The sequence below is a fragment of the Pseudomonas hormoni genome, assembly GCF_018502625.1.
GTDB lineage: Bacteria > Pseudomonadota > Gammaproteobacteria > Pseudomonadales > Pseudomonadaceae > Aquipseudomonas > Aquipseudomonas hormoni.
Window position 1 is genome coordinate 378,339 of sequence record NZ_CP075566.1, and the last position, 12,899, is coordinate 391,237.

12 protein-coding genes are annotated in these 12,899 nt (G+C 59.5%); 5 read left to right on the plus strand and 7 right to left on the minus strand.

Annotated elements, in window-relative coordinates:
- The first annotated feature begins 8 nt into the window (after nucleotides 1–8).
- On the plus strand, nucleotides 9–809 hold the full coding sequence (locus tag KJF94_RS01690; RefSeq protein ID WP_214380783.1) for an N-acyl homoserine lactonase family protein: 801 nt from the start codon (nucleotides 9–11) through the stop codon (nucleotides 807–809).
- Between the two features lie 111 nt (nucleotides 810–920).
- Here KJF94_RS01690 and KJF94_RS01695 read toward each other — a convergent pair whose 3' ends face one another.
- From KJF94_RS01695 to KJF94_RS01715, 5 genes are all read right to left on the minus strand, one after another.
- A complete protein-coding gene (locus KJF94_RS01695; protein WP_214380784.1) occupies nucleotides 921–2,348 on the minus strand; it encodes an aminotransferase-like domain-containing protein in 1,428 nt (475 codons plus the stop codon).
- A gap of 357 nt (nucleotides 2,349–2,705) precedes the next feature.
- The gene (locus KJF94_RS01700) at nucleotides 2,706–3,410 is read right to left on the minus strand and encodes a hypothetical protein (RefSeq protein WP_214380785.1); all 705 of its coding nucleotides are present in this window, start codon (nucleotides 3,408–3,410) and stop codon (nucleotides 2,706–2,708) included.
- A gap of 185 nt (nucleotides 3,411–3,595) precedes the next feature.
- Nucleotides 3,596–4,114 carry a DUF6622 family protein gene (locus tag KJF94_RS01705; protein ID WP_431768150.1) on the minus strand — a complete coding sequence of 173 codons (519 nt, stop codon included), beginning with the start codon at nucleotides 4,112–4,114 and terminating at the stop codon, nucleotides 3,596–3,598.
- 49 nt (nucleotides 4,115–4,163) lie between these two features.
- Complete coding sequence (locus tag KJF94_RS01710; protein ID WP_214380787.1) at nucleotides 4,164–5,681, minus strand: sensor histidine kinase; 1,518 nt, start codon at nucleotides 5,679–5,681, stop codon at nucleotides 4,164–4,166.
- Entirely contained in the window at nucleotides 5,678–6,394 is a 717-nt protein-coding gene (locus KJF94_RS01715) for a response regulator transcription factor (RefSeq protein WP_214380788.1), read from the minus strand. The genes KJF94_RS01710 and KJF94_RS01715 overlap by 4 nt, the downstream gene beginning before the upstream one ends.
- Nucleotides 6,395–6,545: 151 nt before the next feature.
- Here KJF94_RS01715 and msrB point away from each other — a divergent pair, with 151 nt between their 5' ends.
- Genes msrB through msrA form a run of 3 tightly spaced genes read left to right on the plus strand, consistent with a single transcriptional unit; the run spans nucleotide 6,546 to nucleotide 9,601 of the window.
- A complete protein-coding gene (gene msrB / locus KJF94_RS01720) occupies nucleotides 6,546–7,064 on the plus strand; it encodes a peptide-methionine (R)-S-oxide reductase MsrB (protein ID WP_214380789.1) in 519 nt (172 codons plus the stop codon).
- 31 nt (nucleotides 7,065–7,095) lie between these two features.
- On the plus strand, nucleotides 7,096–8,862 hold the full coding sequence (locus KJF94_RS01725) for a cytochrome c biogenesis protein DipZ (protein ID WP_214380790.1): 1,767 nt from the start codon (nucleotides 7,096–7,098) through the stop codon (nucleotides 8,860–8,862).
- Nucleotides 8,863–8,893: 31 nt separating this feature from the next.
- Entirely contained in the window at nucleotides 8,894–9,601 is a 708-nt protein-coding gene (gene msrA, locus KJF94_RS01730) for a peptide-methionine (S)-S-oxide reductase MsrA (protein WP_214380791.1), read from the plus strand.
- 22 nt (nucleotides 9,602–9,623) lie between these two features.
- Here the strand turns inward: msrA and KJF94_RS01735 are convergent, their stop codons facing one another.
- Nucleotides 9,624–10,637 carry a sensor domain-containing diguanylate cyclase gene (locus KJF94_RS01735; RefSeq protein WP_214380792.1) on the minus strand — a complete coding sequence of 338 codons (1,014 nt, stop codon included), beginning with the start codon at nucleotides 10,635–10,637 and terminating at the stop codon, nucleotides 9,624–9,626.
- A gap of 65 nt (nucleotides 10,638–10,702) precedes the next feature.
- A complete protein-coding gene (locus KJF94_RS01740; protein WP_214380793.1) occupies nucleotides 10,703–11,608 on the minus strand; it encodes a LysR family transcriptional regulator in 906 nt (301 codons plus the stop codon).
- A 102-nt stretch (nucleotides 11,609–11,710) separates the two neighbouring features.
- On the opposite strand from KJF94_RS01740, the gene KJF94_RS01745 reads away from it, so the two are divergent.
- Entirely contained in the window at nucleotides 11,711–12,886 is a 1,176-nt protein-coding gene (locus KJF94_RS01745; protein ID WP_214380794.1) for an aspartate aminotransferase family protein, read from the plus strand.
- Nucleotides 12,887–12,899: the final 13 nt, after the last annotated feature.

Here is a 12,899-nt window from a genome sequence, read left to right on the forward strand (position 1 = left end):
AGGTGAAAATGTCCGTTCCTGTGTACGAAGTGTTTGCCATCCGTGTCGGCGCCAATGCCCAACGCACCGCCCGGGAGAACTTTCTTTACGACGCCTGCTGCGGTGATCCCAATGCGTCGATGCCACTGGATTACTACTTCTGGGTCATTCGCAACGAGCAGCAAGTCATCGTGGTCGACACCTGTTTTCAACCGGCTACAGCGGATCGGCGCAACCGTCAGATGTATCGCCTGCCGGAAGAATCCCTACGCCAACTGGACATTGATCCGGCGCAGGTCGAGAACCTGATTCTCACGCATCTTCATTGGGATCATGCCGGCAACCTGGGGCTGTTTCCGAAAGCCACGGTGCATCTGCAGGAAGCGGAGCTGCGCTTCTGCACAGGACCGAAAATGGCCCATCGTACGGTGAACAAAACCTACGAGGTCGAAGATGTGATGTCGGCGCTGCCACCGCTGTTTGAAGGCCGGTTGCGCCTGCATACCGGCACGGTCGAGGTGATTCCCGGCGTGACGCTGCACCCGGTGGGCGGCCATACGCCGGGCAGCCAGGTGGTGCGGGTGAACACCGAACGCGGGTGGATTGTTCTGGCGTCGGATGCTGCGCATTTGTGGGCGAACATTCGCCAGCGCAGTCCGTTTCCGATTCTGGATGATCTGGCGCAGACGCTTGAAGCGTTTATCGAAATCGACCGTTTGGCTGACAGCGAAGACCACGTCATTCCCGGTCATGACCCGTTGATCGCCGAGCGATTCCCGCACTGGAATGGCGACCCGCATATCATTTGCCTGCACCAAACCCCGGCCTGAACGCATTCCCTGTAGGAGCAAGGCTTGCCCGCGAAGAACGATAACGCGGTTCTCCTGAATGACCGCGTTATCGTTCTTCGCGGGCAAGCCTTGCTCCTACAGAGGTTGTGGTTAACGCTGGTTTTCGAGTAAACGGCCCAAGGTCGCCAACGCCTCATCTATCTTCGGCGAATACGGAGCACCACACCCAATCCGCACAAAGTGGTCAAAGCGCTGTGTATTGGAAAAGATATCCCCAGGGGAAATCTGAATACCCACCTTCAACGCCTCCCGAAAAAGCGCCATTGCCGAATAGTGTCGGGGCAGTTCCACCCACAGCAATGTGCCGCCCCGAGGGTCCGTCACGCAGGTACCGGGTGGGAAGTAGCGGGTGATCGCTGCACTTATCTGTTGGCGTTGTTGCGTCAGAGTTTTCCTCAGACGACGCAGGTAACGCTCGTAGGAAGGCGTCTTCATGAACGCACCCACCGCCAGTTGCGACAACGTCTCACAGCCGCGGGTCTGAGTGTGTTTGAGCATTTCCACGCGCTCGTGCCATTTTCCCGCGCTGATCCAGCCCAGGCGCAGGCCCGGTGCCAGGGTTTTGTTCAAAGAGGCGCAATAAATCACGTTGTCACTGCAGTCCCAGTGCTTGAGCGTGGACAACGGCTGCTCGGTATCCACCAGGTCACCATAGGTGTCATCTTCGATCAGCACGGTGCCGTGCTCGGCGCACAGTTGCACCAGCCGCGCCTTGTTGGCGTCGGGCATGATGCTGCCCAGTGGGTTTTGCAGATTGGGAATGACGATCAGCGCCCGAATCCGTTCAGGGCTTTGCAGCAGCTGTTCCAGTGCGAACAGATTGATGCCCGAGTGGGCCGTTGCCGGGACTTCCAGTACCCGCAGGTTCAGGCTCTCGAGAATTTGCAGCAAACCGTAGAAGGTTGGCGACTCCACGGCCACCGTGTCGCCGGGTTGAGTAACCGCGCGCAAGGCCAGGTTGATCGCTTCAGTCGCGCCGTTGGTGATCACCATCTTCTCGGCAGTCAAATTGGCTTTGGTGGTCAGCGCCCGTCGCGCCAGGATGTTGCGCAATGCGAGGTTGCCGCCGGTCGAGCCTTGAACACCCAACAAATGCTGGTCCTGACGCAGCGCCTTGATCATATGCTCCTGCAAAATCTTCAACGGGTAGAGCTCCGGCGCACAATAGGCACTGGCGAAATTGACCTTGATCGTCGCACGCTGGCTGGCCTTGAGCACTGATGACACCTGCTCGTGAATGCCGAGGTAGGCGCCGGTGTCGAGGGGCGGGGGAGTGGACACCACAGTTTTGGGCAAGGTGTCCGGTTGGCGAATGTAGTTACCGGAGCGCGGGCGGGCTTCCAGAACCCCATAGTCCTCGAGCTCCCGGCAAACCTGCACGGCGGTCGACAGACTGACCGCGTGTTTTTCCATCATCAGCCGAATGGATGGGAAGCGTTCACCGGTTTTCAAGGTGCCGCTGCGGATCGCGTCGAGGTAGTGGTTGGCTAACTGACGGTACAAAGGGGTTGTGTGCATGATGACCTCAGCAATCGCACCACTGAAGTCTTGAGCTGGAAAGTGAGATGACGCTCCCCGCAGGCGGACCCGTGGTGCTCAAGGGTTAAGGGAAGTGTTTATTCGGGTGTCGATACTGTGAGAGTAATCGTGCTTTTAGCGGAATCGCGGGCAATAAAAAGCCCCGCTCTAGGGCGGGGCTCTCAAGTGTGCAAGTGAGGTACCTGTGGCGAGGGAGCTTGTCGGATCGCCGCACCGTCCCGCTTGAGTGCGTAGCACTCACAAAAATCGACAATTGCAGTCAGATTCTTGGGGCCGCTACGCAGCCCAACGTCGGAACGCCGCCCGGAGCAAGCTCGCTCGCCACAATGGATCGTATTACTGCGCGGCGATGCTGTAGCCATCGAATGCGGTTTGCTGCTGAAGCGCGGTAATGATGTTTTTGCGGTTGACCGCTTGTTCTGTCCCGGCGCTGTCCAGGAACGTCTCGCTTTCCAGCTCGGCTTCATCGCCCTCGCCAACGAAAGTGAAGCCCAGGAATTCCAGCGCTTCACGGTCAACGTTCAGGCGCGAGCGTGGTGTACGCAGCGGCAGGGTGACGCTCACGCCATCCTTGCTGATGGTAAACACTTCAACTTCTTTCTTGGCGCGGGCCGTTTTGCTTTTGCTGCTGGCCGGGTTGCTGATGGCCTGATGCGTCTGGTTCAGCACCTTCAATGCCAAGCCGTAGACGATTTCCTGAAACGCCGGATCGTCCTTGAAGCTGGAAAGAATGCGGCTGATCGAGAATTTGCTGCTCAGGTCTTCGAGGGCCGCGATGTCGGCAGCTTCGGCGTCCTTGAGTTGCTTGAGTTCGCCCATCAATTCGTAGGCTTTGTCGTCGTCGAAGCGGTCGTGGGCCTGGCGAATCGCGGCGCGCAGCTCGCGGATCTGATCGCTTTCACGGGTGGACTGGAAAGCATCCAGGACCATCTCGCTGATGGTCTTGGCCTGGGGCACGTGCTGTGAAAGATTGATGGAGTTTTCGTATTCCGCTTTGGACGACAAGGTGACTACGGATTCAGCGGTATTGGAATCGGACATTGAAATTTCACTACTTCTTTAAACTTGGGTTGAGGCGAGAAAGCGCTGGGCCTTTTCAGGCCGCTTAATCTATTGGACCGGGGCGGCGTTGTCACGGATGTTGGACAAAAGACCTGCCTCGAATCCCCTGTAGGAGCGAGGCTTGCCCGCGAAGAACGATGACGCGGTCCGTCTGTCGTACCGCGTTATCGTTCTTCGCGGGCAAGCCTCGCTCCTACCAAGGATCGGAACATCTGATAAAACCTGATCGAACGCCCACAGAACAAACCACTGGCAAAGCCTGATGCGCAGGCCTTGAGCAGAACCATCGACAGCGTCGCCGAGTGTTCTGGATCAACCTCGGCCTGATAGCCAAAGTAATAGTTAACAATGAAAAACAGCAGGTAGAGCACCAGGGTTTTTGCGGTGCCCGGCACGATCAGTGCAGTTTGCGATTGATCCAGCTCGATACCCTCGCGGGAAAAAATCAGCAGTGCGACGCCGCAACCCGCGATCACCGTAGCCAACCAGCAACTGATTGATAGTGACGGATCGAGCGTGAGATTCAGCGAATACAGCGACCAGCCCAACAAAATCGGCGGAGTGATCAGCAATGAAATTTTGCGTTCACGGGTCGGGGAGAGGGCTTTGATGCCGTAGTAACAGAGCAGCAAAAATAGTGCGTAAACCCACAGAGGCGTGTTTTGCAGGGTATTGAGCATCAAACAGCGTCCTTGCCGAAAAGTGATGTCGTGATCATAGCGGTTGCGGCAACTATTTCCCTGGCGAATTCAGATTCATCGAGCGCACCGCCCATTGCTCTGCGGTCTGTTGATCGACCGCTAACGTAAAGCGGAAGGTCGCGCCACGTCCGGGCACATCGATCAGCTGGATATCGCGACCATGCAGTTGCAGGATCCGATGCACGATTCTCAGCCCGAGTCCGCCATCGCGTCGTGCGCCGCCAATGTTGAACGGGCGCAGAAACAACCCTTCGCGCAGTTCAGGTGCGATGCCGGTGCCCGTGTCGCTGACGGTGACCTCGATAAACGGTCCTTGCGGGCGCAGGCTCAGCTCGATGTCCCCACCTGAAGGGGTATGACGCAGGGCATTGTCGAACAGGTTGGTGAGGACCCGTTCGATCAACCCCAGGTCGGCACAGGCCGCTGCCACGTTGGGGGCGAAGCTGGCCTTCAGTTCGACCTGGCGCGCCTCGGCGGTGAGTTCGAATTTCTGGAAGATGTCCTGTACCAGGTCGGTCAGGGAGAAGCGCTCCAGCACGGGCTGCACGAAACCGTGTTCCAGGCGCACCAGTTCCAGCAACGATTGCGCCAGGCCACCGACCTTGCGGCTTTGATCCAGAGCGATGCCCAGGTAGCGGCGACGGTCGGTGGGGGACAGCGTGGCGTCCTTGAGCGACAGGGTTTCCAGATAACCATGCAGCGACGCCAAAGGCGTACGCAGGTCGTGGGAAATGTTCGCCACCAGTTCACGGCGCTCCTGATCCTGACGGGTCAGTGAGCGCCACTGTTCGCTGAGGCGCGCCTGCATCTGCCGGAAGGTGGCGTCGAGGATGGCGATTTCGTCGTGGCTGGCGGTTTTTTCCGCCGGCGCTGGCGCGGGTGGCGTGGCCGGGATGCCATCAATGTCGAACTGGCTGACGGTTTCGGTCAAACGGCGCAACGGCCGGGTGATCAGCGCAAATGCGGTGAGACCGGCGATCAGGCAGAGCAATGCGACCAGTCCGATCGACAGCAGGGCCGTGTTGAGAGCTGCGCTGGTGGCGCCCCGTTCCGCCAGGCGATCGTGGTCTTCGCCGAGCAACACCACGTAAAGATAACCAACAGACTTACCGTCGACCTTCAGCGGCGCGGCGCTGAACACCTTGCGCGCCTCGACGCTGCGCGGGTCGTCGCCCAGAATCGGCAGGGCATCACCCTTTAACAGACGCTGGATCGGCGCGAGGTCCACACGTTCCCGGTGAATTCGGCCTTCGGGCGCCGCGCTGCCGACAATCCTGCCGCCGATGTCGAGCAGATAGACCTCGACACTGGGATTGACCAGCATCAGCTTGCTGAACAGATCACGCACGGCATTGGGCATCAGGCCCTGGGTGTCCATCAACACCGTGTCCTTGGCAATGTGTTGCGCCAGGTCCCGCGACAAACCCTGCACCACTTCCTGCTCATGCATCTGGTTGGAGCGCACCTGCATCCACGCCGACGTACCGCAGCACACCAGCAACAGCACGGCAAACACCACAGACAGGCGTTGAGTCAGGGTCAACCTCATGGCTGGTCCTCCCTGGCGGCGAATTTGTAGCCACGGCCCCACACCGTGAGGATGCGCACCGGTTGTGCCGGATCGGCCTCGATCTTTGCCCGCAGGCGGTTGATGTGGGTATTGACCGTGTGCTCGTAGCCTTCATGGCTGTAACCCCACACGGCATTGAGCAGGTCCATGCGCGAGAACACTTTGCCGGGCTGGCGGGCGAAGAAATACAGCAGGTCGAACTCCCGCGGCGTTAGGTCGAGGCGCCGACCGTCAAGGGACACCTCACGGGTGATCGGGTCGATGGAGAGGCCGTCGATGATCAGGCTGCCGGCGTCCATTTTCAGGTTGCGGGCCATGGCGTCGACCCGTCGCAGCAGCGCCTTGACCCGGGCGACCAGCTCGAGCATGGAAAAGGGTTTGGCCAGGTAATCATCGGCGCCGAGCTCCAGGCCCAGTATCCGATGCACTTCGCTGGAGCGCGCACTGGTGATGATGATCGGTGTGTAGCGGGCCATGGCACGGGCGCGGCGGCAGATTTCCAGGCCGTCGACACCCGGCAGCATCAGGTCGAGGATCAGCGCGTCCCAGCTTCCTTGCTGCAGCAATCGCATGCCTTCATTGCCATCGGCGCAGTGCACCACCTCGAACTGCTCATCGCGTAGATGCAGGCAGATAAGGTCGGCGATATGCAGGTCGTCCTCGACCACGAGGACGCGTTTGGTCGGTTCCATCAAGCTCAATCCTTCGGCGCAATGAGCGCATTGTGCGGGTTTTCCAGGGCCAGAGTTATCACGAATTGTTTAACTTCCCGTGAGGATTTGGCGATTAAACCAAGCCTAGGCTGTGATCCATGAAAGGCACTTTGGATTATTGGAGACGGCCATGTTTTCACGGCGACAATTTCTACTGGCGAGCGGCGGGCTGGGGGCTGCAGCCCTGGTGATCGGTGTATTGCCAAAATTTGCCGCCCGTTCCGCACTGGTCAGTGAGGCCAGTGCCGAGGAGGTTTTCGAGGTGACCCACAGCGACAGCGAGTGGCGTGCCCTGCTAAGCGACGAGCAGTATGAAATCCTGCGCGAGGAGGGCACCGAACGGGCTTATAGCAGTGCGCTGAACAACGAGCACCGTGACGGCACCTTTGCCTGTGCCGGTTGCGATCTGCCGCTGTTCTCCTCTGCAACCAAGTTCGACAGCCGCACCGGTTGGCCGAGTTTCTGGGCGCCGCTGGAAAAGGCCGTGGCGACCCGTCAGGACCGCTCCTTCGGCGTGCTGCGCGAAGAGGTCCATTGTCGGCGTTGCGGTGGTCATCTCGGGCATGTTTTCGATGACGGGCCCAAGCCCACCGGCCTGCGTTACTGCATGAACGGTCTGGCGATGACCTTCAAGCCACAGGCGGCTTAACCCACTCTTTCACTTCATGCAGGTCGACACTATGTGGCTTCTGGTCCTCGCTTATCTCGGTGGTGTGCTGACGATCGTCAGCCCGTGCATCTTGCCGGTACTGCCGTTTGTCTTCGCCCGCACCGGGCAGCCGTTCATGAAGAGCAGCTTGCCGCTGCTGGCGGGGATGGCACTGACCTTCGCGCTGGTCGCCTCGTTGGCAGCGGTGGGTGGCGGTTGGGTGGTGCAACTCAATCAGTACGGACGCTGGCTTGCGTTGGTGTTTGTCGCACTGTTCGGCTTGACGTTGTTGCTGCCGCAACTGGCTGAGCGCCTGACGCGTCCGCTGGTGGCGGCGGGTAGTCGTTTGTCGGAAGCCGCCGGTGCCGATTCGCAGCCGCGTCCCGGTGCTTCGTTCCTGATCGGTGTTGCCACCGGCCTGCTCTGGGCGCCGTGTGCCGGGCCGATTCTGGGTCTGGTACTGACCGGCGCCGCATTGCAAGGGGCAAGTATCGCAACCACCCTGTTACTGCTGGCCTACGCCGCCGGTGCCGCCACTTCCCTCGCAGTGGCGTTGCTGTTGGGCGGTAAAGTATTCGCTGCAATGAAGCGTTCCATCGGTGCTGGCGAGTGGGTCCGTCGAGGCTTGGGTGCTGCAATGCTGGCGGGTGTGGCGGCGATTGCCCTGGGGCTTGATACGGGGATTCTGGCACGGGTTTCGACGGCGTCCACAGGCGGTATCGAACAGGCGCTGGTTGGACGGTTGGCCAGGTCTCCAAATGAAAGCGCGGCAATGATGGCGCGTGATCCCGGTGGTGCAATGAAAGCGGCCGAGCAAAAGCCGGGTGCGCTGCCGATTGAAGGCAACCTCCCGCCGCTCGACGGCGCCGTGCAATGGCTCAACTCACCCCCTCTCACCGCTCAGGCATTGAAGGGCAAAGTGGTACTGGTGGATTTCTGGACCTACTCCTGCATCAACTGCCTGCGTACGCTGCCCTATGTGAAGGCGTGGGCCGAAAAGTATCGTGATCAGGGGCTGGTGGTGATCGGCGTCCATGCGCCCGAATTCGCTTTCGAACGGAATGTAGGCAACGTCACCAAAGCCATGAAGGACCTGGGCATCAACTACCCGGTGGCGATCGATAACGACTACAAGATCTGGCGTGCTTTCAGCAACGAATACTGGCCCGCTCACTATTTCGCCGACGCACAGGGGCGCATTCGCTACCACCACTTTGGCGAAGGCGATTACGTCGAGTCGGAGCGGGTGATCCAGCAATTGCTGCGTGAAGCGGGGGCCGCCAAAGTGGCCGATGGGCTGATCAATGCCAATGCCGAAGGTGTTCAACTCGCGCCGGACATGAACGAAGTGCAGTCACCGGAAACCTATGTCGGTTACCAGCGCGCGGAGCATTTCGTCCCCGAAACCAGTCTGGTTCCCGACAAGTCGACAACCTACAACCCACCGTCGCAACTGGCCTTGAATGACTGGAGCCTGGGCGGTCAGTGGACTGTCGGTTCGGAGCGGGCCACATCAAGCGCGCCGGCCAGTCGTATCGTCTATCGCTTCCATGCTCGCGATTTGCACCTGGTGTTGGGGCCTGCCGCCGATGGCAAACCGGTGCGCTTCAAAGTCCTGATTGACGGAAAAGCCCCCGATGATGCCCACGGTACGGACGTCGCACCCGATGGCAGCGGCAGCGTGACCGAGCAACGTTTGTATCAACTGGTGCGTCAACCCGGCGGTGTGACGGATCGAACCTTCAGCATCGAGTTTCTCGATCCGGGTGTCTCGGCGTATGCCTTTACGTTCGGTTGATAGCCGCTTCATTTACTCAGGAATCAGCTTCATGAAAACCCTATTCACCTGGCGCCGTACCCTGTTGGGGCTGGCTGCCGCAGGCATCATCGGTCAATGCTCGGCGTTCTCTTTCGGTGCTGGCGAAGAAGCGGTCATCATTCCCCCACCAGCCCTCGACGAAACCACCCAGGCCCACAGTGAAACGGCGGTCTTCGCCGGTGGTTGCTTCTGGGGCGTGCAAGGGGTGTTTCAGCATGTCAAAGGTGTGAAGAAAGCGATCTCCGGTTATGCCGGTGGTGCCGCCAACACCGCTCGATACGAACAAGTCAGTGACGGCGATACCGGTCACGCAGAATCTGTCGAAGTCACCTTCGACCCCACTCAGGTCAGTTACGGCACCTTGTTGCAGATCTACTTTTCCGTCGCGCATAACCCGACCGAACTCAATCGTCAGGGACCTGACCGCGGCACTCAGTACCGGTCGGCGATTTTTCCGGAAAACAGCGAGCAGCAACGCGTCGCCCAGGCCTACATTGCCCAGCTGGATGCCGCCAAATCATTCAACAAACCGATCGTCACCAAACTGGAAACCTATAACGGTTTCTACCCGGCGGAAGAGGAACATCAGGACTTTCTGACCGAACATCCGACTTACCCGTACATCGTGATCAACGATCTACCGAAAGTCGCGCAGCTCAAACAGCTGTATCCGGAGCGGTATCAGGAAAAACCGGTGTTGGTGAAGTCGGGGATGTGAGAGGAAGGGGCGAGCACGATGCTCACCCCGAAATCACATTCTTGCCCGCCACCTTCGACCGATACAACGCCTGATCAGCCCTGGCCAGCAGCCCGGTCTGCTGTTCTTCGTCGAAGCGCTGAACCACACCAAAACTGAGGGTCAGTTGAAAGTCTCCCACCGGCGGCAAGCCGGCGAGGCTATGGCGGATGGTTTCGGCGAAGGTTCTGGCGTCGGCCAGCGAGGTGTTGGGCAGGACCATGATGAACTCATCACCGCCCCAACGCGCCAGCAAATCACCCTCGCGGACGCAGCGCTTCACACTCTCGACCACCTGCACCAGTGCGGCATCACCCAAGGCATGACCGTAGTGATCGTTGATGTTTTTGAAGTCGTCGATGTCCATGGCAATCAGCGACAGTGGCTGTCGGAAGCGTTGGGCGCGGTCACATTCCTGGGGAAGGGTTTTACTCAGACGATGTCGATTGGCGATTGAGGTCAGCGCGTCGGTTTCCGCCAGTTTGCGGTTTTCTTCGAGTTGGATCTGCAACTGCTGGTTGACCCGGGATAACTCTCGAGTGCGTTCTTCGACGATGGCTTCGAGGGATTGATTCCTTCGTTCAAGCGCTTCGACCAGGAGTTTCTTGTCTTCAATGCTGCGGTGCGCACCGACCATGCGCGCGACCGAACCGTCGGCATTACGTGCAAGCACGTGGCCGCGATCTTCGATCCAGATATAGCGCCCGTCCTGTGTGCGACAGCGATACTCGGCTTGATAACCGGGAGCCCGTTGGCTCAGGTAGTCGTCAAACAGGGCCATGACCCGCGGGTAATCGTCGGGGTGCATCACGTTTTCCCAGGTCAACACCGTGTTGTCGAGGGAGTGAGGTGCATAGCCAAGCATTTCGTACCAGCCGGGATTGCGGTAAACGAAACCGGTATTGGCGTTCCAGTCCCAGATGCCGTCACTGACCAGTTCCATAATGGTGTGCAGCATGTTTTCGTTCAAATCGGACAGATTGAACTTCAACGCTTCGATATCCGAGGCCCCATCCATCACCGCTCTCCCTGACCAAAGTGACCCGTCAGTCGAGGAGATTAGTCGATGGCGCCTTCAGCCCGCTAGTGCTTGCCCCACATTCGCATGGCGAAGTCGACGAAACTGCGCAGTTTCGGCAAACGATAGCGATCCTGTGCGTACATCAGGCTCATCGGCCGGTTCGGCGGCAGGTAATCCGGCATCACGGCCACCAGTTTTCCGTCCTTGAGGTCTTGCTCCACCAATGCGTCGGGCAACAGCACGATGCCCATGCCGGTGCGTGCCGCTTGATGCAATCCTGCGGAGCTGTTGATCAGCATGGGTCCACTGACCGCCACAGTCACCTCGCCTTCAGCCCCGGTCAGGCGCCATTCCTTTTCCACCGAGTGCCAGTCATCGCCCGCCGGGTAGGCAAAGGACAGGCAGTCATGGTGTCGCAGGTCATCCGGTTTTTCCGGGTTGCCTCGGCGCGTCAGGTAGCTCGGTGATGCACACATAGTCAGCGTGTAGTCCTCGAGTGGACGGGCGATCAGGTTGGTCTGTTCCATATTGCCCAGCCGAAACGCCACGTCGAAACCATTTTCGAGCAGGTCCGGACGCCGGTTGGTGAGGACCACGTCCAGTTTGACTCGTGGACAAAGCAGGGCGAATTCGCTCAGCGCGGGCGCGAGTTTTTCGGTGCCGAACGTCAGTGGTGCGGTGAGGCGCAGGGTGCCGCTCGGCTCATCGAGGGCTTGCTCGGCCAGGCGTTCGGAATCAGCCACCAGCCCCAGTACTTCGAGGCAGCGTTGATAGTAGGCGGTGCCGAATTCCGTCAGCCGCTGGCGCCGCGTCGTACGGTTGAGCAAGCGTACACCCAGGCGTTGCTCCAGTGCCCGCAGGTGATTGCCCACCATGGTGGTAGACATTTCGCACTGAAAAGCGGCAGCGGTCATGCTGCCGGATTCCACCACTCTGACGTAAACGGTCATTGCCTGAAATAAATCCATTATCAAGCCCGGCTTTAAAATGATTGAAGGTTTGCAGCGTTTATCCAGCTCTGGTGGCTAACCATACTGCAAAAACACCGACAATTGATGGAGCTTGATGTCATGACCGCCGCCTGCCTGATGAGTACTTACCAACCACTGGCCTTGAGTTTCACTAAAGGCCTCGGCACGCGCCTGTGGGATCAGGCCGGTCGTGAATACCTGGACGCGGTGGCGGGCGTGGCGGTGACCAATGTCGGCCATTCCCACCCCAGAATTGTCTCCGCCATCAGCGAACAGGCGGGGCTGTTGTTGCACACCTCCAACCTCTACAGCATCGACTGGCAGCAGCGGCTGGCGCAGAAACTGACCCGGCTGGCGGGCATGGAGCGGGCGTTCTTCAACAATTCCGGTGCCGAAGCCAACGAGACTGCGCTGAAACTGGCGCGGCTGCATGGCTGGCACAAAGGCATTGAGCAGCCCTTGGTGGTCGTCATGGAAAATGCCTTTCATGGCCGGACGCTCGGCACGTTGTCCGCCAGTGATGGCCCGGCTGTACGCCTGGGTTTCAATGAACTGCCGGGGGATTTCGTCAAAGTGCCGTTTGGCGATCTCAAGTCGCTGGACAAGGTGCAACAGGCCCACGGCCCGCGCATCGTGGCGATCCTGATGGAACCGATTCAGGGTGAGAGCGGTGTGCAACTGGCTCCGCCGGGATACCTCAAAGCCGTGCGTGACCTGTGCAACCGGCGCGGATGGCTGCTGATGCTCGACGAAATCCAGACTGGCATCGGTCGCACCGGTCAGTGGTTTGCGTTCCAGCACGAAGGCATCGTTCCGGACGTCATGACGTTGGCCAAAGGCCTGGGTAATGGCGTTCCCATCGGTGCCTGCCTGGCCCGGGGCAAAGCCGCCGACCTCTTCACCCCCGGTAGCCACGGCAGCACCTTCGGCGGCAATCCACTGGCGTGTCGCGTGGGTTGCACCGTGCTGGACATCATCGAAGAACAGGGCTTGCTGGAAAACGCCAAAGTGCAGGGTGAACGTCTGCTGGCCAGATTGCGCATCGAATTGGCGGATGACCCGAACGTCCTGGCCATCCGTGGCCAGGGCCTGATGATCGGCATCGAACTCAAGCAACCGATTCGCGACCTGACATTGATCGCCGCCCGGGATCATGGCTTGCTGATCAACGTGACACGGGGCAAGACCATCCGGCTGCTGCCGCCGCTGACGATTGATGAGCGGGAGGTGGAGATGATTGTCAGAGGGGTTGGTCGGGCGGTGAGTGCGGCCTGATCTCAGACATGCG

Bases quoted from the DNA above. Each gene is read 5' to 3' on its own strand.
- KJF94_RS01690 (WP_214380783.1), top strand. From the start codon at position 9: ATGTCCGTTCCTGTGTACGAAGTGTTTGCCATCCGTGTCGGCGCCAAT.
- KJF94_RS01695 (WP_214380784.1), bottom strand. From the start codon at position 2,348: ATGCACACAACCCCTTTGTACCGTCAGTTAGCCAACCACTACCTCGAC.
- KJF94_RS01700 (WP_214380785.1), bottom strand. From the start codon at position 3,410: ATGTCCGATTCCAATACCGCTGAATCCGTAGTCACCTTGTCGTCCAAA.
- KJF94_RS01710 (WP_214380787.1), bottom strand. From the start codon at position 5,681: ATGAGGTTGACCCTGACTCAACGCCTGTCTGTGGTGTTTGCCGTGCTG.
- KJF94_RS01715 (WP_214380788.1), bottom strand. From the start codon at position 6,394: ATGGAACCGACCAAACGCGTCCTCGTGGTCGAGGACGACCTGCATATC.
- msrB (WP_214380789.1), top strand. From the start codon at position 6,546: ATGTTTTCACGGCGACAATTTCTACTGGCGAGCGGCGGGCTGGGGGCT.
- KJF94_RS01725 (WP_214380790.1), top strand. From the start codon at position 7,096: ATGTGGCTTCTGGTCCTCGCTTATCTCGGTGGTGTGCTGACGATCGTC.
- msrA (WP_214380791.1), top strand. From the start codon at position 8,894: ATGAAAACCCTATTCACCTGGCGCCGTACCCTGTTGGGGCTGGCTGCC.
- KJF94_RS01735 (WP_214380792.1), bottom strand. From the start codon at position 10,637: ATGGATGGGGCCTCGGATATCGAAGCGTTGAAGTTCAATCTGTCCGAT.
- KJF94_RS01740 (WP_214380793.1), bottom strand. From the start codon at position 11,608: ATGGATTTATTTCAGGCAATGACCGTTTACGTCAGAGTGGTGGAATCC.
- KJF94_RS01745 (WP_214380794.1), top strand. From the start codon at position 11,711: ATGACCGCCGCCTGCCTGATGAGTACTTACCAACCACTGGCCTTGAGT.